The sequence below is a fragment of the Streptomyces sp. NPDC033174 genome (assembly GCF_055577795.1).
In genome coordinates this window covers 496,323-518,433 of the sequence record NZ_JBVIPQ010000003.1, presented here as the reverse complement: position 1 = coordinate 518,433, position 22,111 = coordinate 496,323, and the positions used below count along the sequence as shown (strand labels likewise).

Annotated in this window: 18 protein-coding genes; 5 read left to right on the top strand and 13 right to left on the bottom strand. The window is 72.2% G+C overall.

Features of this window, described 5'->3' with window-relative positions:
* Positions 1 to 93: 93 nt before the first annotated feature.
* The 3 genes from ACZ5VC_RS12485 to ACZ5VC_RS12475 form a co-directional block, all read right to left on the bottom strand.
* Positions 94 to 1,194 (bottom strand): calcium:cation antiporter, encoded by a 1,101-nt coding sequence (locus tag ACZ5VC_RS12485; protein WP_469120023.1) that lies wholly within the window; start codon positions 1,192 to 1,194, stop codon positions 94 to 96.
* Positions 1,195 to 1,380: 186 nt separating this feature from the next.
* A complete protein-coding gene (locus ACZ5VC_RS12480) occupies positions 1,381 to 2,931 on the bottom strand; it encodes an acyl-CoA synthetase (protein WP_469120022.1) in 1,551 nt (516 codons plus the stop codon).
* Positions 2,928 to 4,037 carry an NAD(P)H-dependent flavin oxidoreductase gene (locus tag ACZ5VC_RS12475; protein ID WP_469120021.1) on the bottom strand — a complete coding sequence of 370 codons (1,110 nt, stop codon included), beginning with the start codon at positions 4,035 to 4,037 and terminating at the stop codon, positions 2,928 to 2,930. Before ACZ5VC_RS12475 ends, ACZ5VC_RS12480 begins: the two co-directional genes overlap by 4 nt.
* A gap of 150 nt (positions 4,038 to 4,187) precedes the next feature.
* On the opposite strand from ACZ5VC_RS12475, the gene ACZ5VC_RS12470 reads away from it, so the two are divergent.
* Entirely contained in the window at positions 4,188 to 6,008 is a 1,821-nt protein-coding gene (locus tag ACZ5VC_RS12470; RefSeq protein ID WP_469120020.1) for a serine hydrolase domain-containing protein, read from the top strand.
* 85 nt (positions 6,009 to 6,093) lie between these two features.
* On the opposite strand, the gene ACZ5VC_RS12465 is transcribed toward ACZ5VC_RS12470, so the two are convergent.
* The 7 genes from ACZ5VC_RS12465 to ACZ5VC_RS12435 form a co-directional block, all read right to left on the bottom strand.
* Positions 6,094 to 7,008: a LysR family transcriptional regulator gene (locus ACZ5VC_RS12465; protein ID WP_469120019.1), complete on the bottom strand. Its 915-nt coding sequence runs from the start codon at positions 7,006 to 7,008 to the stop codon at positions 6,094 to 6,096.
* Positions 7,009 to 7,026: 18 nt separating this feature from the next.
* On the bottom strand, positions 7,027 to 8,220 hold the full coding sequence (locus tag ACZ5VC_RS12460) for a glycine C-acetyltransferase (protein ID WP_469120018.1): 1,194 nt from the start codon (positions 8,218 to 8,220) through the stop codon (positions 7,027 to 7,029).
* A gap of 173 nt (positions 8,221 to 8,393) precedes the next feature.
* Complete coding sequence (gene tdh / locus ACZ5VC_RS12455; protein WP_469120017.1) at positions 8,394 to 9,422, bottom strand: L-threonine 3-dehydrogenase; 1,029 nt, start codon at positions 9,420 to 9,422, stop codon at positions 8,394 to 8,396.
* 168 nt (positions 9,423 to 9,590) lie between these two features.
* On the bottom strand, positions 9,591 to 11,129 hold the full coding sequence (locus ACZ5VC_RS12450; protein WP_469120016.1) for a phytoene desaturase family protein: 1,539 nt from the start codon (positions 11,127 to 11,129) through the stop codon (positions 9,591 to 9,593).
* Between the two features lie 39 nt (positions 11,130 to 11,168).
* Positions 11,169 to 13,439, bottom strand: a complete 2,271-nt coding sequence (locus tag ACZ5VC_RS12445; protein WP_469120015.1) for a serine/threonine-protein kinase — start codon at positions 13,437 to 13,439, stop codon at positions 11,169 to 11,171.
* A 237-nt stretch (positions 13,440 to 13,676) separates the two neighbouring features.
* Entirely contained in the window at positions 13,677 to 13,871 is a 195-nt protein-coding gene (locus ACZ5VC_RS12440; protein WP_469120014.1) for a hypothetical protein, read from the bottom strand.
* Positions 13,868 to 14,287 (bottom strand): arsenate reductase ArsC, encoded by a 420-nt coding sequence (locus tag ACZ5VC_RS12435; protein WP_469120013.1) that lies wholly within the window; start codon positions 14,285 to 14,287, stop codon positions 13,868 to 13,870. Before ACZ5VC_RS12435 ends, ACZ5VC_RS12440 begins: the two co-directional genes overlap by 4 nt.
* Positions 14,288 to 14,506: 219 nt before the next feature.
* Here ACZ5VC_RS12435 and ACZ5VC_RS12430 point away from each other — a divergent pair, with 219 nt between their 5' ends.
* Entirely contained in the window at positions 14,507 to 14,833 is a 327-nt protein-coding gene (locus ACZ5VC_RS12430; RefSeq protein ID WP_469120012.1) for an ArsR/SmtB family transcription factor, read from the top strand.
* 287 nt (positions 14,834 to 15,120) lie between these two features.
* On the opposite strand, the gene ACZ5VC_RS12425 is transcribed toward ACZ5VC_RS12430, so the two are convergent.
* A complete protein-coding gene (locus ACZ5VC_RS12425; RefSeq protein WP_469120011.1) occupies positions 15,121 to 15,492 on the bottom strand; it encodes an ArsR/SmtB family transcription factor in 372 nt (123 codons plus the stop codon).
* 208 nt (positions 15,493 to 15,700) lie between these two features.
* Here ACZ5VC_RS12425 and ACZ5VC_RS12420 point away from each other — a divergent pair, with 208 nt between their 5' ends.
* The gene (locus ACZ5VC_RS12420; protein ID WP_469120010.1) at positions 15,701 to 17,062 is read left to right on the top strand and encodes an NAD(P)-binding domain-containing protein; all 1,362 of its coding nucleotides are present in this window, start codon (positions 15,701 to 15,703) and stop codon (positions 17,060 to 17,062) included.
* Positions 17,063 to 17,067: 5 nt separating this feature from the next.
* Entirely contained in the window at positions 17,068 to 18,321 is a 1,254-nt protein-coding gene (locus tag ACZ5VC_RS12415; RefSeq protein WP_469120009.1) for an MFS transporter, read from the top strand.
* Between the two features lie 224 nt (positions 18,322 to 18,545).
* Here the strand turns inward: ACZ5VC_RS12415 and ACZ5VC_RS12410 are convergent, their stop codons facing one another.
* Positions 18,546 to 18,881, bottom strand: coding sequence for an adenine nucleotide alpha hydrolase family protein (locus ACZ5VC_RS12410; protein WP_469120008.1), 336 nt, complete (start codon positions 18,879 to 18,881; stop codon positions 18,546 to 18,548).
* Positions 18,882 to 19,062: 181 nt separating this feature from the next.
* On the opposite strand from ACZ5VC_RS12410, the gene ACZ5VC_RS12405 reads away from it, so the two are divergent.
* Positions 19,063 to 19,599, top strand: coding sequence for a phosphate-starvation-inducible PsiE family protein (locus ACZ5VC_RS12405; protein WP_469120007.1), 537 nt, complete (start codon positions 19,063 to 19,065; stop codon positions 19,597 to 19,599).
* On the opposite strand, the gene ACZ5VC_RS12400 is transcribed toward ACZ5VC_RS12405, so the two are convergent.
* Complete coding sequence (locus ACZ5VC_RS12400; RefSeq protein ID WP_469120006.1) at positions 19,573 to 21,741, bottom strand: FUSC family protein; 2,169 nt, start codon at positions 21,739 to 21,741, stop codon at positions 19,573 to 19,575. The genes ACZ5VC_RS12405 and ACZ5VC_RS12400 overlap by 27 nt on opposite strands.
* Between the last annotated feature and the right edge of the window lie 370 nt (positions 21,742 to 22,111).

Here is a 22,111-nt window from a genome sequence, read left to right as displayed (position 1 = left end):
GTTTCGGTGGTGTTGGTGTTCTCCCCCCCCCCCCCCCCCCCCCCCTCCCCCCCTCCCCCCCCCCCCCCCCCCCCCCCGGGGTCGGGGCCGCCGTCAGGGGGTGAACGACAGAAAGACGAAGGCCGCGAAGATCGCCAGATGGACGCCGCCCTGCAGCAGGGTCGCGCGGCCCGGCACCACGGTGAGCGCGCTGACCACGGCGGTGAGCGCGAGCAGGACCATGTGGAGGGCGCCCAGGCCAAGGACGAGCGGACCGGAGAGCCAGACCGAGGCGAGAGCGATCGCCGGGATGGTCAGGCCGATACTGGCGATGGCGGAGCCGTAGGCGAGGTTGAGGCTGGTCTGCATCCGGTCGTTGCGGGCGGCGCGGACGGCGGCGAGGGTCTCGGGGGCGAGCACCATGAGGGCGATGACGACACCGACGACGGCCTTCGGCAGTCCGGCCGATTCGACGCCGTCCTCGATGGTCGGGGAGACGAGTTTGGCGTTGCCGACGACGGCGACGAGCGCCACGAGCAGCAGGCCTACGCTCCACCAGGTCTCGCGGACGGTCGGCGGAGGAGCGTGTTCCGCGGGATCGGCCGCCTTCCCGTCGGGGGCGGCGGGCAGGAAGTAGTCCCGGTGCCGCACGGTCTGTACGGTGACGAACACCCCGTACAGACACAGCGAGGCGACGGCGGCGAAGGTGAGCTGGGCGCCGGTGAACTCGGGGCCGGGGCGGCTCGTCGTGAACGTCGGGAGGACCAGCGTCATGGTGGCGAGGGTGCAGACGGTGGCGAGCGCGCCGCCGGAGCCTTCCGCGTTGAAGACGGCGACGCGGTTGCGCAGGGCGCCCACCAGGACGGACAGCCCCACGATGCCGTTACAGGTGATCATGACGGCGGCGAAGACGGTGTCCCTGGCATAGGTCGAGGTCTTCTCGCCGCCGCCCGCCATCAGGGTGACGATCAGTCCGACCTCGATGACGGTGACGGCGACGGCGAGCACGAGCGAGCCGAACGGTTCGCCGACCCGGTGGGCGACGACCTCGGCGTGGTGGACGGCGGCCAGGACGGCGCCGACGAGACAGAGAGCGACAAGGCCGACGGCGAACCCGGGCAGGTCGCGGCCCCAGGCCACGCCGAGGGCCACCGCCGCGATCGCCGGCACCCAGGTGGTCCACTGACGTGTCAGGCCTGCCGCGCCGGTGCTCATGCGGCCACGCTGCCAGAGGCGCCGAGGGGCCGCACGGCGTGCTCCGCCGATGGGACGGGCTCGTGGGCCGGGCGCGCGAGGACCGGATCGGGGACCGACCTGGGGGACGCGGCCCGGGGATGTCCCCGGGTCGCCGGTCGTCCGGCCGGCCGCGTCGCGGGGGCAGTCCAGCGTCACGCCCCCGTGTCACATCGCGCGTTGATGACCCTCCCAGTACGGGTCCCGCAGTCGCCGCTTGTAGAGCTTTCCGTTCGGGTCGCGGGGCATGGTCTCGATGAAGTCGACCGACTTGGGGCGCTTGTAGCCGGCCAGACGCTCCTCGCAGTGGGCGAGGAGGGACGCGGCCAGGTCGGGGCCGGGTTCATGGCCGTCGGCCGGTTCCACGACGGCCTTGACCTCCTCGCCCCAGTCCGCGTGCGGGATGCCGAAAGCGGCGGCGTCGGCGACGGCGGGGTGGCTGAGGAGCGCGGCCTCGATCTCGGCGGGGTAGATGTTCACGCCCCCGGAGATGATCATGTCGATCTTGCGGTCGCGCAGGAAGAGATAGCCGTCCTCGTCGAGGACGCCGAGGTCGCCGACGGTGAAGAAGTCACCGATCCGGTTCTTCGCGGTCTTCGCCTCGTCCTTGTGGTAGCTGAAGCCGCCGGTGGACATCTTCATGTAGACCGTGCCGAGTTCGCCGGGCGGCAGCCGGTTTCCGTCGTCGTCGAAGACGGCGAGTTCGCTGATGGGCCACGCCTTGCCGACCGTGCCCGGCTTCTTCAGCCAGTCCTCGGCGGTGGCGAAGGCTCCGCCGCCCTCGCTCGCGGCGTAGTACTCCTCGACGCAGTGGCCCCACCAGTCGATCATCGCCCGCTTCACGTGGTCGGGGCAGGGCGCGGCGCCGTGGATGGCATGGCGCATCGAGGAGACGTCGTAGCGGCGGCGCACCTCCTCCGGGAGCGAGAGGAGGCGGTGGAACTGCGTCGGGACCATGTGCGTGTGCGTGCAGTCGTGGGCGTCGATGACCCGCAGCATCTCCTCGGGCGACCACTTGTCCATCAGGACGAGGGGATGGCCGATGTGCAGCGCCGCGCCCGCGAACTGGAGCACCGCCGTGTGATAGAGCGGCGAGCAGACCAGATGGACGTTGCCGTCGAACGGCTTGATGCCGAAGATTCCGAGGAATCCGCCGAGGTACGTCTCCTCCGGAGGCTTGCCGGGCAGCGGACGCCGGATGCCGCGCGGGCGGCCGGTGGTGCCCGAGGTGTAGTTCATCACCCAGCCGAGCGTGCGGTCGTCCGGCGCGGACGTGGGCTGCCCCGCGAGGAGCTCGGCGTACGGCCGGAACCCCTCGACGGCTCCCACCGCGTAGCGCCGCGAGGCGGCCAGCTTCGCCTCGTCGGCGGCGGCCCGCGCCGCGGCGGCGAACCGCTCGTGGGCGATGAGGACCTTGGCGCCGGAGTCGGAGACGATCCAGGCGATCTCCGGGCCGACCAGGTGATGGTTGACCGGGACGAGATAGAAGCCGGCCTGGGACGCGGCGAGGTAGGCGGTGAGGAACTCGACGCCGTTGGGAAGCACGACCGCGAAGGCGTCACCGTGGCGCAGGCCGGCCGCGCGCAGGGCGTGGACGAGCCGGTTGACGTCGGCGTGCAGCCGGCCGGCCGTCCACTCCTGTCCGTCCGGCGCGATCAGGACCGTACGCTCCGGGTCGGCGGCCGCCTGCGCCCAGAACCCGTTCGGGGGCTGGTTCATGACTGGCTCCTTCCCGCGATGCGAGTGATCCGGTCCACGGCCCGCTCGAAGCCGCGGGTCAGCTCGTCGAACACCTGCCGCACGCTGCGCTCGGAGTTCATCCGGCCGACGATCTGGCCGACCGGAGTGCCGAGCAGCGGCTCGACCTCGTACTTCTGGATACGGGAGACGGCCTCGGCGACCAGCAGCCCCTGCAGCGGCATCGGCAGGGTTCCGGGGCCGGCCGGGTCGTCCCAGGCGTCGGTCCACTCGGTGCGCAGCTGCCGGGCGGGTTTGCCGGTGAGCGCGCGGGAGCGGACGGTGTCGCCGGATCCGGCTGCGAGCAGCTTGGCGGTCAGGGCACGGGAATGGAGGTCGGCCTCGGTGGTGGTGAGCCAGAGGGAGCCGAGCCACACACCCTGCGCGCCGAGGGCCAGTCCGGCGGCGATCTGTTCACCGCTGCCGATACCGCCGGCGGCGAGTACGGGCAGCGGACCGACGGCGTCGACCACTTCGGGCGTGAGGACCATGGAGGCGATCTCGCCGGTGTGGCCGCCCGCCTCATAGCCCTGGGCGACGACGATGTCGATGCCGGCCTCGGCGTGGTGGCGGGCGTGTTTGGCGCTGCCGGCCAGGGCGGCGACGAGCACACCGTGGTCGTGGGCGCGCGCGACGACGTCTGCGGGGGGCGAGCCCAGGGCGTTGGCGAGGAGTTTGATGGGGTAGTCGAAGGCGACGTCGAGCTGGTTGCGGGCGACCTGTTCCATCCAGCCGGTGATGCGCCAGCCCGACGCCTCGCCGTCGGCGAGTTCCGGGACGCCGTGCTTGGCAAGGGTGTCGTGGACGAACTGGCGGTGTCCCTCGGGGATCATCGCCTCCACGTCCGCCTCGGTCACCCCTTCCACCTTCTTGGCGGGCATGACGACGTCGAGGCCGTAGGGCAGGCCGTCGGTGTGGTCCTGCATCCAGTCGAGGTCGCGCGCGAGGTCGTCGGGGGCCGTGTAGCGGACCGCGCCGAGGACGCCGAATCCGCCGGCCCGGGTGATGGCGGCGGCCACCGCGGGGAAGGGAGTGAAGCCGAAGATGGCGTGCTCGATCCCCAGTTTTCTGCTCAGCTCCGTCTTCATGGGCGGCAGGATGCCGCAGTGCGCCGGACGAGGGAAGAGATTTCCTGATGCTGTGTCAGATTCTTTGGCCGCCTTGACGGCCCCTCACCCTGGTAAGAAAGTTTCAGGTGTTGCAGGGAGGGCCGAAGGAATCTTTCAGGGAGGGTGCGGATGACGGAGGACACGGCGGGCCCGGCGACCGGAGGGATCAGCCGGCGCCTGTTCTGGGGCGGGGCCCTGGCCCTGGGAGGTGCGCTGGTGATCGGTTCGGTTCCGGGGGCCGCGGCGGCGGGCATGAGCGGCGACGCGCGTACGGCGGTGGGCCCCGGCGCCCACCCCGCGACGACGCTGCGCCGCGGCTCGGCCGCACGGGCCGGGCTCCTCCAGGAGCACCTGGACGCCCTCGTCGCCGATGCCGAAAGGTTCCTCTCCCCCTCCCCCGCGCATCCCTGGTACGCGGGCGCCGTCCTGCTCGCCGGACGCGGCGGGACCGTAGCCCTGCACCGGCCGATCGGCAAGGCGGTGCGCTACGCGGCGTACGACGAGAAGACCGACACCGGCGTGGAGTTGCCGGCCGAGCGGCAGATCGCGATGACCGAGGACACGGTCTTCGACCTCGCCTCCGTCACCAAGCTCTTCACCTCCATCCTGGCGGTGCGTCGGATCGAGCGGGGTGCGCTGGCCCTCGAGGACAAGGTGACGGAGTATCTGCCGCTGTTCGGGGGTGGTGGCAAGCAGGACATCACGATTCGTCAGCTGCTGACCCACACCTCGGGGTTCCGCCCGTGGGTTCCGCTCTACAAGGAGCCGACGCGGGAGGGGAAGCTCCGACTGCTGTGGAACGAGCGCCCGGCGAACCCGCCCGGCAGCGCGTACCTCTACTCCGACCTCAACCTCATCTCGCTCCAGCTCGTCCTGGAGGAGATCACCGGTCACTCATTGGATGTACTGCTCCGAAACGAGATCACCGCTCCACTCGGTATGCGGCGCACGCGTTTCAACCCGCCCGCCTCCTGGCAGCCCGGGATCGCCGCCACCGAGGATGCCCGGCTCCCCTGGTCGGGCCTCGAACGCGGCCTCGTGTGGGGCGAGGTCCACGACGAGAACGCGTACGGCCTCGGCGGTGTCGCCGGGCACGCGGGGGTCTTCTCCTGCGCCTGGGACCTGGCCGTCCTCGCCCGTACGCTCCTCAACGGCGGCTCGTACGGACCCGCCCGCATCCTTCGGCCCGAGTCCGTGGAACTGATGTTCACCGACTTCAACACGGCCTTCCCCGGGGACGAACACGGCCTCGGCTTCGAGCTCTACCAGCACTGGTACATGGGCGCGATGGCCACCCCGCGCACGGCGGGGCACACCGGCTTCACCGGCACCAGCCTGGTCCTCGACCCGACGACCGACTCGTTCCTGATCGTCCTGGGCAACTCCGTCCACCCGGTGCGCACCTGGCGCTCCGGCTCCGCCCCCAGGGTGGCCTCCGCCAACCACCTGGCCCGCGCCGTCCCGGTACGCCCGCCGCGCGGCCGCGCCGCCTGGTTCGCGGGCCTCTCCGGCGGCACGACGGCGACGCTCACCCTGCCGGTCCTCTGCCCCGGCTCCGCCGGGGCGCGGCTGCGCTGCGCCCTGTGGTGGGACACCGAGCCGGGGGCGGACGCGCTGTTCCTCGAGGCCTCGGACGACTCCGGGACCACCTGGACGCCGGTGCCGTTCACGACCGTGCGCGAGGGCGAGGAGCCCACGTACCACCCGAAGGGTTCGGTGACGGGCTGGTCGGGCCGGGTCTGGCACCGCGTGGAGGCGGACCTCGCCGGCCGGCGCGGCGTCCCCGTCCGGCTGCGCTGGCGGTACACGACCGACCAGCTCTACGTGGGCCGGGGGGTGTACGTGGACGGTCTGCGGGTCCGAGGCGGCCGCCGCGTCCTCTTCGACGAGTCCCGCCCGGCGGACCGGGCCCTGATCGAGGCGGACGGCTGGACGCCCTCGGCGGACTGAGCCGGATCCGGCGCGCCCACGGGCTTCACGCACGGCCCGCACCGGGAGCACCCCGCGCCGGTCCGCCCGCGCTGTCCGGCCCTGGTCACCTGAGGGGCTGGAGCGCCGCAGCCGATTCCAGCGCCGTCAGGACCGGGCGGATCAGGGGGTGGTTCTCCGCGCCCCGCCGGACCGCCGCGAAGACGCGGCGGGTGGGCGCCACACCGTCGACCGGCCGGATCACGACCTCCGAGAGGTCCATGCCGCGCAGCGCCGAGCGCGGGACGAGCGCCACTCCGGCCGCGGCCGAGGCCAGCGAGACGACGGCGCGGAAATCGTCGGAGGAGTGTTCCAGGCGGGGTTCGAAGCCGGCGTACTCGCAGGCCAGGACCACCACGTCATGGCAGGGGTTGCCGGGGTACGGGCCGATCCACGGGTCCTTCGCGAGGTCGGCGACCGCCACCTGCTCACGGCCGGCCAGCGCGTGGCCGACCGGCAGGACCGCGTCGAAGGGCTCGGCGTAGAGCGGAACCCGGGTCAGCCTGGCGTCGTCCTCGCCGGGCGCGCCCCGGTACTCGACGGCCACGGCCATGTCGACCTGCCGGTCCAGGACCATGATCAGGCTCGCGTCGCCCTCGGCGTCCCGGACGCGGACCCGGATGCCGGGCGAGGAGCGGGCGAGTTCCGTGATCGCGGGTGCCACGACCAGGCCGATTCCCGTCGCGAAGGCCGCCACGGTCACCGTGCCCGCCTCCCCGGAGCCGTAGGCGGCGAGCTCGGACTCGGCCCGCTCCAGCTGGGCCAGTACGGCGTTGGCGTGGCTGAGCAGGATCTCCCCGGCGGGGGTCAGCCGGGCGCCCCTCGCGCTGCGCTCGACCAGCCGGTGCCCGGTCTCCTGCTCCAGGGCGGCCAGCTGCTGCGAGACCGCCGAGGGCGTGAGATAGAGCGCGGCGGCGGCCGCGGTGACCGTGCGGTGGTCGGCCACCGCACGGAGGATGTGCAGCCGCCGCGCTTCGATCATGCGCCCAGTCTCGCAGGTCTACAGCGCGGACCTCGCCTCGACGAACGCGGCCACCGCGCGGTGCACGTCGTCGGTGGAGTGCGCCGCCGACAGCTGGACGCGGATACGGGCCTGGTCCTGCGGGACCACCGGGTACGAGAAGCCGATGACGTACACGCCGCGCTCGAGGAGGAGCTCGGCCATCATCGCCGCCTCGGCCGCGTCCCCGATCATCACCGGGGCGATGGCGTGGTCGCCGGGCAGGACGTCGAAGCCCTCCTCGGTCATCCGGGTGCGGAACAGCTTGGTGTTCTCGGCCAGCCGCTCGCGCAGGTCGCCCGCCGACTCCAACAGGTCGATGACCTTGAGGGAGGCGGCCGCGATGACCGGGGCGAGGGTGTTGGAGAAGAGGTACGGGCGAGAGCGCTGACGCAGCAGCGCGACGATCTCGGCGCGGGCGGCGACATAGCCGCCGGAGGCGCCGCCCAGTGCCTTGCCGAGGGTGCCGGTGATGATGTCGACACGGTCCATGACGCCGTGCAGCTCGGGGGTGCCGCGGCCGCCGGGGCCGACGAAGCCGACGGCGTGGGAGTCGTCGACCATGACCATGGCGTCGTACCGCTCGGCGAGGTCGCAGATCTCGGCGAGCGGGGCGACGTAGCCGTCCATGGAGAACACACCGTCGGTGACGACGAGCTTGCGCCGCGCCCCGCCCTCGGTGGCCTCCTTCAGCTGCTGCTCCAGGTCGGCCATGTCGCGGTTGGCGTAGCGGAAGCGGCGGGCCTTGGACAGACGGATGCCGTCGATGATCGAGGCGTGGTTGAGGGCGTCGGAGATCACCGCGTCCTCGGCGCCGAGGAGGGTCTCGAAGACGCCGCCGTTGGCGTCGAAGCAGGAGGAGTAGAGGATCGTGTCCTCCTGGCCGAGGAAGGAGGAGAGCCGCTGCTCCAGCTCCTTGTGGACCTCCTGCGTGCCGCAGATGAAGCGGACGGAGGCCATGCCGTAGCCCCACCGGTCGAGCGCCTCGTGGGCGGCGGCGATCACCTCGGGGTGGTCGGCGAGGCCCAGGTAGTTGTTGGCGCAGAAGTTGAGCACCTCACCGGGTCGGCCGCCCGCGGTGACGGCGACGGTGGCCGACTGGGGGGTCCCGATGACGCGCTCGGGCTTGTGCAGACCGGCGGCGCGGATCTTGTCGAGGGTGGTGCGCAGGTCGTCGCGTACGGAGGAGAACATGAATTACCTTCGGGGTCGAGGGCGAGTGGGCCGAAGGGGCGCGCGGGCGTCGAAAGGGATGGGGGTCCCCCCGCCGAAGGTAGGGGAGCGCGGAGGTCCTGAGGAACGAAGGACCGAGCACCATCTACCGTCGACGCACGCTTCAGCGCCCCGGAGGTGAACCGAGCCTCACATCAGACAGTCCAGTCGAGGATGATCTTGCCGCCGAGGCCGCTCGCGGCATCGTCGAAGGCGGCGTCGTGGTCCCGGTAGGAGTAGCGGCCGGTGATCACCGGACTGAGGTCGAGGCCGCCTTCCAGGAGCACCGACATCGCGTACCAGGTCTCGAACATCTCGCGGCCGTAGATGCCCTTGATCGTGATCATCGAGGTGACGATCCGGGACCAGTCGACGGGGAACTCCTGAGAGGGCAGGCCCAGCATCGCGATCCGGCCGCCGTTGGTCATGTTGGCGATCATGTCGCGCATGGCCTCGGGGCGGCCCGACATCTCCAGGCCGATGTCGAACCCCTCGCGCAGGCCCATGGCCCGCTGGCCCTCGGCGATGGAGGTCTCGGCGACATTGAGGGCGAGGCTCACCCCGACCTTCCGTGCCAGCGCCAGGCGCGCCTCGCTGACGTCGGTGATCACGACGTTCCGGGCGCCGGCGTGCTTGGCGACGGCCGCGGCCATGATGCCGATCGGTCCGGCGCCGGTGATCAGGACGTCCTCGCCGACCAGCGGGAAGGACAGGGCGGTATGCACGGCATTGCCGAAGGGGTCGAAGACGGCGGCGATGTCGAGGTCGACGGGGACCCGGTGGACCCACACGTTGGCGGCGGGCAGGGCGACGTACTCGGCGAAGGCGCCGTCGCGGCCGACGCCGAGGCCGACCGTGGCGCGGCACAGGTGGCGGCGGCCGGCCAGACAGTTCCGGCACTTGCCGCAGACGAGGTGGCCCTCGCCGCTGACCAGGTCACCGGCCTTGATGTCCGCCACGTCCCGGCCGGTCTCCACGACCTCGCCGACGAACTCGTGGCCGATGGTCAGCGGCGTCGCGATGGACTTCTGGGCCCAGCCGTCCCAGGCGCGGATGTGCAGATCCGTGCCGCAGATTCCGGTGCGGAGCACCTTGATGAGGACGTCTCGCGCCCCGATCTCCGGCTCGGGTACGTCCGTGAGCCAGAGGCCCGGCTCCGCCTTCTGCTTGACCAGCGCCTTCAATGCAATGGCTCCTGACGTACGAGTCCTGTGACAAGGAGGGTGGGCACGCCTGATGGCATCCAAGATCCCTGGCTGAAATCTTCCGTACGTCGGCCCTGCGGTCCATCGAGGTTTTCTTAACCGCTGCCACAGCTTGGCTTCATGCCCGAGCCCGGGCGGCGTGTCGCGTCAACGGCCGAGCACCGCCATCGCCGCATTGTGGCCGGGGATGCCGCTGACCCCGCCGCCCCTGACCGCGCCCGCTCCGCAGAGCAGGACATTGGCGTGGGCGGTCTCCACTCCCCAGCGGCCGGTCGACTCACTCGCGTACGGGAACGCGAGGTCGCGGTGGAAGATGTGGCCACCGGGCAGGCGCAGGTCCCGTTCCAGGTCGAGCGGGGTCTTCGCCTCGATGCAGGGGCGGCCTTCGGCGTCGAGGGCCAGGCAGTCGGTGATCGGCTCGGCGAGGTGGGTGTCGAGTTCGGCGAGGGTGGCCTCGAGGAGGGCCGCGCGGGCCGTGTCGTTGTCCTCGGTGAACAGCCGGGCCGGGGTGTGCAGGCCGAAGAGGGTCAGGGTCTGGTGGCCACGGGCGGCCAGTTCCGGTCCGAGGATCGACGGATCGGTGAGGGAGTGGCAGTAGATCTCGGACGGCGGCGCGCCCGGCAGCCGTCCCCCGGCCGCCTCACGATACGCGGTGCCCAACTGCCCGTACCCCTCGGCGATGTGGAAGGTGCCGGCGAACGCCTCGCGCGGGTCGACGGAGGTGTCCTTGAGCTTCGGGAGCCGGGTCAGGAGCATGTTGACCTTGAGCTGGGCTCCTTCCGCGGGCTCGGGCGCGGGCGCGTCGAGGAGGGCGGCGAGGGTCTGGGGCGAGGCGTTGACCAGGACGTGCCGCGCCGCGACGCGTCCCTCGCCGACGTCGGTGCGGTACGAGACCTCGGCGGACCGCCCGTCGGTCTCGATCCGAGTGGCCTCGTGGCCGGTGACGATCTCGGCGCCCGCCGCGCGTGCCGCGTCCGCGAGGGCGTCGGTGAGCGCGCCCATCCCGCCGACGGGGACGTCCCAGTCGCCGGTGCCACCGCCGACGACGTGATAGAGGAAGCAGCGGTTCTGAACGAGGGAGGGGTCGTGGGCGTCGGCGAAGGTGCCGATCAGCGCGTCGGTGAGGACGACTCCGCGGACGAGGTCGTCGCTGAACTCCCGCTCGATGGCGACCCCGATGGGCTCCTCGAAGAGCGTCCGCCAGGTCTCGTCGTCGTCGATCCTGGCGCGCAGCTCCTCTCGCGTGGGCAGCGGCTCGGTCAGGGTCGGGAAGACGCGCTCGGCGACCTGCCGGGTCCTTCCGTAGAAGCGCTCCCAGGACGCGTACTCCCGGTCCGAGCCGGTCAGGGCGCCGAAGGAGGCGCGGGTGCGCTCGGGTCCGCCGCCGACCAGCAGGCCGCCGTCGCCCTTGGGCGTGTACGAGGAGACGGTCCGCTTGCGGACGGCGAACCGCAGGCCCAGCTCGCGCACGATCGTGTCGGGAAGCAGCGAGACCAGGTACGAGTAGCGCGAGAGGCGGGCGTCCACGCCCGCGAACGGCCGGGTCGAGATGGCGGCCCCGCCGGTGGTGCCGAGCCGTTCCAGGACGAGGACGGTGTGACCCGCGCGGGCGAGGTAGGCGGCGGCGACCAGTCCGTTGTGGCCGCCGCCCACGATGACGGCGTCGTACGAACGCTCTGCTGGCATGGCTCTTCGTAACACGCGTCGTGCGGTGTGCGCGAGGGGTCAGGAGGTGGCGCTGTCGAGCCGGCGGCGCAGCGCCGCCACCCGCCGGTACACCTCGACGGCCTCGGCGTGGCGGCCGAGCTGCTCCAGGCAGTGCGCCTCGTCGTTGCGGCTGGCGAGGGTGTCGGGGTGGTCACCGCCCAGGGCGCGTTCACGGGATTCGGCGACCTGCCGGTACACACCGAGGGCGTCGCCCCAGCGGCCGAGCCAGCCGAGGCCGACCGCGATCTCGCGGCGGCTGACCAGCGTGTCGGGGTGGTCGGCGCCGAGGACGCGCTCGCGGAGCGCGCACACGTCACGGGCCTCCGCCAGGGCCTCCTCCCAGCGGGCGAGCCGGCCGAGGTTGACGCCGAGGCCGTGGCGGGCGCGCAGGGTCTCGGGGTCGGCGGGGCCGTGGACGCGGGTGCGGGCCTCGACGAGGTCCCGGTAGAGGGTCAGCGCTTCGGCGCTGCGGCCGAGCCGGCCGAGGCTGATGCCGACCTCGTAGCGGGCGGCGAGGGTGTCGGGGTGGTCGGCCCCGAGGACGCCGGCGCGGGCCTCGGCGACTTCGCGGTAGGTGGCCAGCGCCTCCGGCCAGCGTCCCAGCTGCCCCAGGGTGTAGGCGACTTCGTAGCGGGTGACCAGGGTGTCTGGGTGTCCGGGGCCCAGCAGGCGGGCGCGCGCCTCGGCCACGTCGTGCGCCATCCGGTAGGACTCCTCGAGGCGGCCCAGCCGGCTGAGGTTGAAGGCCAGGTTGTGGCGGCAGCGCAGGGTGTCGGGATGGTCGGGGCCCATGGTGTGCTCCCGGGACGCGAGCACCGCCGCGTACACCTGGTGGGCGTCGAAGTGGCGTCCGAGCCGGCCCAGTACGTACGCCATCTCCTGGCGGGCGGCGAGCGTGTCGGGGTGGTCGGGGCCGAGGGTCCGGGCGCGGCCGTCGGCGACGCCGCCGAACTCCCGCAACGCGTCGGCGTCGCGCCCGGTCCTGCTGAGGGTGAAGCCGACCTCGTACCGGCTGGCGAGGGTGTCGGGGTGGTCGGGGCCGAGGAGTTGCTCGCGCTCGACGGCGACCGCGCGGTGCACCTCGCCGGCCTCCTCCCAGCGGCCGAGGCGGCCGAGGCTGAGGCCCGCGCTGTGCCGGCTGTGCAGGACCGAGGTCTGTTCCGGCGAGGGGGTGGGGCGGTCGGGGCGCGGCGACGCGTGCAGCGGGTGCGCGGCGACGTGCGGCACCGGGAGCGAGGGGTCCGTGGGTACACCCGGCACGATCGGCGCGGGGGCGGTCCACTCCCCCGTCAGGCCCGCGGAAGGGTCGTGCGGGGTGGTGCGCAGTCCGGACGTTCCGGCGGCCTTGTGTCCGGTGGTCATGCCCCGCGTCCACGACGGCAGTCGGGGGGCGCGCGAAGGCGGCTGCGGCGGGCGGGCGGACGGTTCGACCAGGACGGGGCCGGAGCGGCCCGAGAGGATCCTGCGGCGCAGGTCGGCGGCGTCGTCCGGCCGCCCTTCCGGCTTCTTGGCGAGTAGGTCGAGGACGATCCGGTCGAGATAGCCGGGCAGTTCGGCGCGGTGGGCGCGCAGCGGCTCGGGCGAGGTGTCGCGGTGTCCGACGAGGACGGCCCAGGCGTCGTCGAGGTCGAAGGGCGGGACGCCGGTGGCGATCTCGTACAGGACGCAGCCGAGTGAGTACAGATCGCTGCGGTGGTCCACTTCGCCGCCGCTGATCTGCTCGGGCGACATGTAGTGGGGGGTTCCCATGGCGATGCCGGTGCCGGTGAGCCGCGAGGTGAAGCCGATGTCGGCGGCGAGGCGCGCTATCCCGAAGTCGCAGATCTTCACGGCGCCGTCGCCGAGCCGCATGATGTTGGCGGGCTTGAGGTCGCGGTGGACGATGCCCTGGCGGTGGGTGTAGTCGAGGGCGTCGGCGACCTGTTCGGCGATGTCCACGACGTCGTCGACGGGCAGCGGGTGCTGCTTGTTCTCCTCCAGGAGCTGGCTGAGGTTGCGGCCGTCGAGGAGCTCCATCACCAGATAGAGCACGCCGTCGTCCTCGCCGAAGTCATGGACGACGGTGACGCCGCGGTGCTGGAGCGCGGCGGCCACGCGGGCCTCGCGGCGGAAACGCTCGCGCAGGATCCGCATGAAGTCCTTGTCCTGCTGCGGTCCCAGCGGTTTGAGGCACTTGACGGCGACACGCCGGCCGAGCGCCTCGTCGGTGGCGCTCCACACCTCGCCCATGCCGCCGCGCCCGATTCGTTCGATCAACCGGTACCGGCCCTGGATCAGCCTGTCCGCCATCGCGTGCTGTCGCCCCCGTCATTTCGCTGCGCCCTCCCCGGCCCGAACAGTATGGCCGCCTGTCTGCGGAGTTTGTACGGGGCGGGGGGCGGCGGCCCCGAGTCGTGACCTGGGCGGGTGGGCCGGAAGGGGCGCTGGTGGACCTGCGGGGCTCCTGGGATCGCGGCGCGGTGCCGTGCCGGCAGCGGTGGGCGGGGGTGGGAGGGCCGCCGGGGGCGGCGCCGGCTGTCGTACGGCTCATGGACGTGAGGGGGCGAGGAGACGTACGCGCGAGCTGCCACGCGCCGCCGGGGCGGTGCGCGCGCCGGTGTACCCGTCGGGGCCGGAGCCGATGACGATGACGTCGCACATGCCGTCAGTCGCGGTCCTGCCGGTCACGTCGCACATGCCGTCAGTGGCGGTCCTGCCGGTCACGTCGGTCACGTCGGTCACGCCTGGTGCGTGGCGTCGATTTCGGCGATCAGGCCCTCGATGAGGCCCTTGATCTCGTCGCGGATGGGGCGGACGGCCTCGACGCCCTGGCCGGCCGGGTCCTCCAGCTGCCAGTCGAGGTACGTCTTGCCGGGGAAGTACGGGCAGGCGTCGCCGCAGCCCATCGTGATGATGTAGTCGGACGCCTGAGCGGCCTCGGGGGTGAGGACCTTGGGCTTCTGGTCGGAGATGTCGATGCCCAGCTCGGCCATGGCGGCGACGGCCGAGGGGTTGATCTGCTCGCCGGGCATGGAACCGGCGGAGCGGACCTCGACGCGGTCGCCGGCGAGGTGGCGCAGGAAACCGGCCGCCATCTGGGAGCGGCCCGCGTTGTGGATGCAGACGAACAGGACGGAGGCGGCAGGAACGGAGGACATCGGTTCTTCCTTGAAGTGGGCGACTGCGGTGGGGATCCATGGAGGTTCCACCTCGTCGGCGGGTGGGTACCCCCCGACGGGACGGCGACGCGCTCACCCGGACCGGCGGCCCCGGCGGCCGGCGGTCGTCCGGCAGGAGGGGCGAGGAGAGCGCGGGCACGGCGATCCCGGCCAAAGGAGCCAATAGGTCAGCTTGGGCTCATATCAGCCTCAAGTGATGTGACAGTATCGGCCCATGGTGACGTCAGTCGACACTTGATCCGCGTCTTGGCCGACCCGCTCAGGCTCCGGATCGTGACCCTGCTCGCGCGCGAAACGCTCTGCACCACCCACCTGGTGGAAGAAACGGGCGCCAAGCAGACGAACCTTTCCAACCACCTCAAGGTGTTGCGGGAGGCGGGGCCCGTGGACACGGAGCCGTGCGGAAGGTTCACCTACTACCGGCTGCGCCCGGAAGTCATCGAAGCCCTCGCCGGTCAGTTCGCCGACCTCGCCCGGACCGCGCGGGCCACCGCCGAAGCGAACCTCAAGCGGTCCTGCCCATAGCCTTTCGCGCTTCGTCTCACCTGCCAGAGGAGGACCTGCCTTTCGACGGTCCACGGAATGCTCGACCACGCCGGCGTACGCGCGCGCGGTGGCCGCGACCCGACCCAGGACCGGGCCGCCCTCGTCCACCGCGGCAAAGGGGTGGTCCGGCAGCCCGGCGGCATCGGACGCCTCCCGCGTCCGGGCGGTGGTCTCGAAGGTGGCGTTGTCCTCGCCGATGCCGGCCTGACAGATCGCCGGCGCCCTGCCGGCGCGCCCGGGCAGCGATGCGGTGGCGCACATCCCGGTCATGCCGCCTTCACCGCGCCGGCCAGGAGTGCGCTCATGGCGGCGAGTACCGAGGGATCGACGCGGTAGTACACCCAGGTCCCGCGTCGTTCGGAGGTCAGCAGCCCGGCTTCCTTCAGCTTCTTCAGGTGGTGGGAGACGGTCGGCTGGGAAACGCCGACGTCGGAGATGTCGCACACGCACGCCTCGCCGCCCTCGTGGGAGGCGACGGAGGAGAACAGGCGCAGGCGGACAGGGTCTCCCAGGGCCTTGAACATCCTCGCCGCCACCTCCGCCTCGCTCGCGGAGATGGGGCGCTCGGTCAGCGGCGGGCAGCACGGTGCGACGGCCTGATCGGCTTCCAGGAGCGACAGAGCCTTCACATTCGACATGTGTCTATGTTGACACACGTCGAAGCAGGAGGGCAGGGGCCCAGGAGCGGATGAGACGGACCGCCAGGTGGCGTGCGATGCGTTCGACTTCTTGGCCGACCCCGCGAGACCTTGAATTCGATGGATGTCTATGTTGACGCTCATCGAAGCAAGTGCCATGCTGATCGGGCAAGCCATCGACAGATGTCGAAACAACGAGGAGCCTGCCGTGGACGCGCCCGCCACCACCGACCTGCCCGTCGTCGTCATCGGGGCCGGCCCCGCCGGCCTCGCGGCCGCCGCCCATCTGCTCGACCGCGGCATCGAACCGCTGGTCCTGGAGGCCGGTCCGGCAGCCGGCGCTGCCGTACGCGAGTGGTCTCACGTGCGTCTGTTCTCCACCTGGGGCGAGGTCGTCGACCCGGCCGCAGAGAAACTCCTCGCGCCCACAGGCTGGGTCAAGCCCGATGCCACCACGTACCCCTCCGGCGGCGACTGGGCCGAGCGCTACCTCCAGCCCCTGGCCGACGCGCTCGGCGACACGGTCCGTTACGACGCGACCGTCACGGGCGTCTCGCGCACCGGCCGCGACCGCGTCGTCGACGCCGACCGCGACGCCCAGCCCTTCGTCATCCACTACACCGGTGGCGACGGCGGCGAGGCGCGCGTCTTCGCCCGCGCCGTGATCGACGCCTCCGGCACCTGGTCCTCCCCCGGCCCGGCCGGCGGCAGCGGACTCCCCGCCCTGGGTGAGAAGAGCGCAGCCGACCACGTCGCCTACCGCGTCCCGGACCTCAAGGACTCCGCCGTCCGCGCCCGCTACGCCGGCAAGCGCACCGCCGTCATCGGCTCCGGAGCCTCGGCCTTCACCGCCCTCGCCCACCTCGCCGGCCTCGCGAAGGACGAACAGGGCACCCACGCACTGTGGATCCTGCGGCGTGGCATCTCCGGCTCCACCTTCGGCGGAGGCGAGGCCGACCAGCTTCCCGCCCGGGGCGCCCTCGGCCTGGCCGCGAAGGCAGCCGTCGACGACGGGTACGCCGACGCGGTCACCGGCTTCCGCACGGAGGCCGTCGACCGCGACACCGACGGCCGCCTCGTCCTCGTCGGAGAGGACGGCCGCCGTCTCGATCCCGTCGACGAGGTCGTCGTCCTGACCGGTTTCCGCCCCGACCTCACCTTCCTCGACGAGCTCCGCCTCGGCCTGGACGAGCGCCTCCAGGCGCCTACCGTGCTGGCCCCGCTGATCGACCCCAACCAGCACTCCTGCGGCACCGTCTACCCGCACGGCGTGAACGAGCTCACCCACCCGGAGAAGGACGTCTACATCGTCGGCATGAAGTCCTACGGCCGCGCCCCCACCTTCCTCGCCATGACCGGCTACGAGCAGGTCCGCTCCATCGCAGCCCACCTCGCCGGCGACCGCGAGGCAGCCGAGCGCGTCGAACTCACCCTTCCCGAAACCGGAGTCTGCGGCGGCGCGGGCCTCTTCGACGAGCCCGACGCGGCCGAGCAGAACGACGGCGGCTGCTGCGCCGCCCCGGCCGCCCTCACCATCGGCGCCTCCGCCACCGCCTCCGGCGGCTGCTGAGCGGCGTGATCAACACCCGGGCCGGCGCGTCCGCGACCGGAACAGGGACCCGGTCGCGGCCACGCGCCGTACTGCCCGCCCTCTGCGCCACGCAGATCACGAGCTGGGGCGTCGTCTACTACGCCTTCCCGGTGCTCCTCCCCCGCGTGACGGCGGACACCGGCTGGTCCGTCAACGCCGCGACCGCCGCCTTCTCCCTTGCCCTGCTCGTCTCGGCCGTCGTCGGCATCCCGGTCGGCCGCACCCTCGACCGCCGAGGCCCCAGGACTGTGATGACCGCGGGCTCCGCTCTCGGGGTACTCGCGATCCTGCTCATCGCCGCCGCCCCCAACCTGGGTGTGTTCGTTCTCGGTTGGCTGCTTGCCGGAGTCTCGATGGCAGCCACCTTCTACCCGCCCGCGTTCGCCGCCGTCACCCGCTGGTGGGGGCCGGACCGCGTCCGCGCCCTGACGATCGTCACCCTCGCCGGCGGACTCGCGTCCACCGTCTTCGCCCCGCTGACCGCCACTCTCGCCGAACACCTCAGCTGGCGGCAGACGTACGCCGTACTGGCCGTGATCCTGGCTGCCATCACCATCCCGGCACACGGGCTTGCCCTGCGGGCACCCTGGCCTGCCGCCCCGCCATCACCACCCAGCACGGACCGCACCCCGATCCCCCGCAGCAGGTCCTTCATCCTGCTGGCCGCGTCCTTCACCCTCTCCAACTTCGCCATGTACGCCGTCGTCATGGGCCTGATCCCCCTCCTCGCCGAACGCGGGGCCAGTCCGTCAACGGCCGCCTGGGCCCTGGGACTCGGCGGTGCGGGCCAGACCCTTGGGCGCACCTTGTACGCGAGCCTGTCCGCCCGCACGTCCGTCACGACCCGTACGACCACGCTCATCGCCCTCGGCTGCGCCACGACAGGAGCCCTCGGTCTCATCCCGGGCCCCATTCCGCTGCTGGTCATCGTCGCGGTCGCGGCAGGGGTCGTCCGGGGAAACCTCACACTCCTCCAGGCCACCGCGGTCACCGATCGTTGGGGTACCACGCACTACGGCCGCCTCTCCGGGCTCCTCGGCTCCCCCGGTCGCAGCGCCGCAGCGCTCGCTCCCTGGGCCGGAGCTGCCCTCGCTGGTCCCCTCGGCGGCTACGCGCATCTCTTCGCCGCCCTTGCCGCCCTTTCACTCGTCGCGACGATTCTTGCGGTGACATGCCCCGTGAAGGCGCGGACGGCACTTCCACCGAGGACGACCAGGACGGGACGGAAGGAGTCCTGATCAGCGCATCCGGTGACGACTGTCCCCTGTGCGTGCCAACCCTCGCCCCTCGTCGCCCGACTGTGACCAGGATCGCTAGTTGGCACCAGGGAACGTTCGTCACCTGCCTGCGGGCGGAGATCCCGTGTGCGTCCGACGGCGGTCAGGTCCCGATGCCCAGGTCGATGCCGACAGGCGCCGTAGCTCCGCGCACGAAAGCCTCGGGCAGGTACGGCTCGTCGGGATCATCGCCATCTCAGGAACTCGGCGCTGGCATGCCAGGTGCCGCCGGTGGCGAGTTGCGCCAGCCGGATCGACACGGCCCGACTCAGTAGTCGGGCGGCCCTCCGCCCCAGGGGCGGAAGGTCAGGGATGATCGGGGCGATGTGAGACTCGTACGCGTGTCCGACCGGCCCGGTGTGCGGGCCGGACACGGCACGGCGCCTGCGGCTGCCGACGACGCGCAGCCCCGCACCGGCGGCGGCCCGGACGAGGACGTGCGCCTGCCATCCCTCGTAGAACTCTTCCTTCACGACGGCGGTGGGGTACGTCTCGGCCTCGCCCTGGTACTGGAGGCCCAAGACAACGGGGCACGGGTCCGGATCGTCGAGCGGCGGCCTGGTCCCTTCCCGCCCTCCCGCGCCCGCGCTCGACCTTCGCCCAGCAGTTGGTGCGCCGCCAGGGGCGCCGTCGAACAGGGAGGCATCCGCGCGTCCACCCGTTCGGCAGCACGCCGCGCCTGCGGGGCGCGGCACGCCTAGCATGCGGACTGTGCGACCTATTCTCCCGAAGATCGAGGGCGGCCGGGTACAGGGCCTCCTGCAGCTCATCGAGGACGGCATCCACCTCGTCGTCGCGGCACTCCTTGTACTGCTCGCGGGGCTCCTGACCGTCGGGGTCGCCCACGACGTCATCACGTCGATTCAGGGCCCGTACCGCGAGGAGACGGTCGTTCTCTCCGCCCTGGACAACAGCCTTGTGCTGTTCATCGTGGCCGAGCTGCTCCACACCGTCCGCCTCACCATCAGGAACCAGACCCTCGACGCGGAGCCGTTCCTCGTCGTCGGCGTGATTGCCGGCATCCGCAAGGTGCTCATCGTGACGGCCGAGGCGGAGAAGTCCTTCCGGTGGAACGTCGAGGGGATCGAACTGCTCATCCTGGCGGGGCTGATCCTCGTGATGGCGACAGCTGCGTACGTGTGGCGGCGCTCGACGCGGCCGGGAGACTACTTCCCGCTCCAGGAGGCGCGCCGCTCCCCCTCGCCGACTTCGTCACCCACCCCGGTGCGCGGGTCCTGATCCATCACCTTCCGCCGCCCGCACCCGCTGCTCCTCGCGAGCAGAGCCGACGTCCCTTTCCAGGGGGGTGCGGCTCACGGCCGTCGTCAGGTCCTCCAAGGCCTGCTTCTGCAGTTCCGCCCCGCGCCGCGCCACCGGGCTCCGGTCCCCGGCGGCGGCGCCCTCCCACGCGTGGAGCGCCTCCTCCACGCGTCCCCAGTCCGGATTCCTGTGCTCGCGCACGTCGACTGCCGCCTGCGCGGTGTCCGCCTCCAGGGCCTCGGCGAACCGCTCCGCCTCGGGGACGAAACTGCTGTCGGCCCGCGGGACGTGGCTCTCCATGAGCATCGCCGCCCGGCCGAACCCCTTGAGAGCCTCCTGCGCCTCCTCCGCCTCGCGCGACGTCAAACCCCTGGGGCGGACCGGTTCCTGCCTTGCCCGGTCGTATGCCTCCTGCCACGCGGCACGTGCCTCCCTGCTCGCCAGCAGGGCCCTGCGCATGTCGACGTGATGCTCCCGGGTCGGTTCGGCGTAGTTGCGGAGCACCGCGGCCGCGTAGCGGCCGTCGGCGGCGAGCCAGTCCGCAAGCCGGCCCGGCAGTCGGGGCGTCTCCCACGCGGGGAACACCGCATAGGCCAGCATTGCCAGGGCCCCGCCGAGCAGGGTGAGCACCACCCGCTCCGGGACCGTCTGCTCCCATGCCTGGCCGCCCATGCCGAGTAGGAACACGACGTACGCGGCAGTGAAGCACTGGGAGTAGGCGTAGCCGGTGCGGATCAGCGTGTACGAAAGGCCCGCCGAGACCGCCGCCAGCGCGCCGAACACATGGATGTCCGGGCCCAGGGCCTGCACCATCCCGGTGGCGAGCGCGACCCCCGCCAGGGTCCCGGTGAGACGGGCAACCGCACGCGCGTACGTCCGGTGGAAGTCCGGCCGCATCACCATCACCGAGGCGATGGGCGCCCAGTAGCCGTGATCCAGGGGAAGCCGGGCAGCAATCAGATAGCCGAGCGTGGCCACCGCCGCCAGGCGGACGGCGTGCCGGAACACGGGAGAGTCACGGCGGAGCTCACGGCGGACCGCCCGGACGACCCCCGGGACCAGTCGGAGCATTGTCGGGCGCACCCGGAACTGGGCGCTCACGGGGTCGAGCGGCGGGGGCGTCTTCCCGCCCGCGTCGCCGCTCCCGGCGATCTCCAAAGCCTCGCCGAGCAGTTCGACGAGCCGCTCGGCGGCCTGCCGCGCTGGCCCCTCCAGCACCTCGTGCTCCTCGTCGACGCGCAGAACGCTCGCGCTGCCGGGCGGCACCTCGGCGGGAGTGCCGCGGCGGATCGAGCGGGCGGCCGCATCCAGGACGTCGGCGGCCACGTCGAGCAACTCCCGCGCGCGGTCCCGCCCGGGTCCCTCCGCCGGGGCGCCGACGTCCGGGTCGGAGAGCGCGGCGACGACCGGCAGAATGCGCTCGGCGAGTCCCCGGGGGCCGTGGAGGACGGGAGGACGGGTGCGCGCCTGTGATGGCGTCACGGCGGCCGCGTCCCGGGCCGTCATCAACGGCTCCGGGTCGAACGGGGCGGTCGGGTCGTGCCGCAGCCGGCGGGCGTAGTCCGCCAGGGCGGCCAGGGCGTCGGCGAGCGCTTCACGATGCGCCCCCCAACGGCGGATCGGGAACAGGAAGATCAGCACGGCCTGCGCCACGCCCCCGAGTGCGATGACCCCGGCGTGCTCCAGGGCTCGCCCGACGCTCGTGGGCAGGGTGATGGTCACGAGCATGCTGCCGACGGTCGTCGCCGCGACGATCCCAGCGGTCGATCCGACGGCCCACGCCATCCCCGCGACAAAGGCCCATACGGCCAGCAGGGGGAGGAACGTCACGAGTCGCCCCGCCGCCAGGTAGCCCACAAAGGTGCTGAGCGCCAGACCCGCGCCCGCGCCGAGCGCGATCACCTTGCGCGGACGCCAGGTGCGCTGGAAGGTGGCCCCACCCGCGGAATAGGCACCGAGGGCGGCGGACGCGGCGTACTCGGGCGAGGCCAGCCACAGCGCCGGCCCGATGACGATCGCCACCCCAGCGGCCGTGCGCAGCGCGAGCAGGGGCTCCAGCCGCGTCTCCTCGATCGTGAGCCCGGATCGCACGACCTCCCCGAAGGACCGCAGCCACGTCACGCGTGTGAGCCTAGCCGGAACGCCTGCCGGGTCGCCTCGGCCGCGCCGTCGCCTCCTGACGGCACCGCGCTCGGCGGGCGCGCCCGGGCCGCGACCTACACTCACAAACCGGCACCCTCGCGTACAGGCCAATCGATGACCACACCCCAGCGCCGCCTGGCCAGCCCAGCGGCCACGGCTCGGCGTCGTCCTCGTGATCCGGGATGGCCGACGGAGGTCACCAAGCCGGTTGCAGAAGGGTGACAGACCTGTCCGACCGGGACAACACCCGCCCCGTCATCGCCATCATCAATTCGCCGTAGCACATCGCGCTGCTGCCGCTGCCATGCTTGGCCTGGTGCGCGTCGCCCGCCGACTGAGGGACGGCCCT

Bases quoted from the DNA above. Each gene is read 5' to 3' on its own strand.
- ACZ5VC_RS12450 (WP_469120016.1), bottom strand. From the start codon at position 11,129: ATGCCAGCAGAGCGTTCGTACGACGCCGTCATCGTGGGCGGCGGCCAC.
- ACZ5VC_RS12435 (WP_469120013.1), bottom strand. From the start codon at position 14,287: ATGTCCTCCGTTCCTGCCGCCTCCGTCCTGTTCGTCTGCATCCACAAC.
- ACZ5VC_RS12425 (WP_469120011.1), bottom strand. From the start codon at position 15,492: ATGTCGAATGTGAAGGCTCTGTCGCTCCTGGAAGCCGATCAGGCCGTC.
- ACZ5VC_RS12465 (WP_469120019.1), bottom strand. From the start codon at position 7,008: ATGATCGAAGCGCGGCGGCTGCACATCCTCCGTGCGGTGGCCGACCAC.
- ACZ5VC_RS12405 (WP_469120007.1), top strand. From the start codon at position 19,063: ATGCGGACTGTGCGACCTATTCTCCCGAAGATCGAGGGCGGCCGGGTA.
- ACZ5VC_RS12485 (WP_469120023.1), bottom strand. From the start codon at position 1,194: ATGAGCACCGGCGCGGCAGGCCTGACACGTCAGTGGACCACCTGGGTG.
- ACZ5VC_RS12445 (WP_469120015.1), bottom strand. From the start codon at position 13,439: ATGGCGGACAGGCTGATCCAGGGCCGGTACCGGTTGATCGAACGAATC.
- ACZ5VC_RS12480 (WP_469120022.1), bottom strand. From the start codon at position 2,931: ATGAACCAGCCCCCGAACGGGTTCTGGGCGCAGGCGGCCGCCGACCCG.
- ACZ5VC_RS12470 (WP_469120020.1), top strand. From the start codon at position 4,188: ATGACGGAGGACACGGCGGGCCCGGCGACCGGAGGGATCAGCCGGCGC.
- ACZ5VC_RS12475 (WP_469120021.1), bottom strand. From the start codon at position 4,037: ATGAAGACGGAGCTGAGCAGAAAACTGGGGATCGAGCACGCCATCTTC.
- ACZ5VC_RS12460 (WP_469120018.1), bottom strand. From the start codon at position 8,220: ATGTTCTCCTCCGTACGCGACGACCTGCGCACCACCCTCGACAAGATC.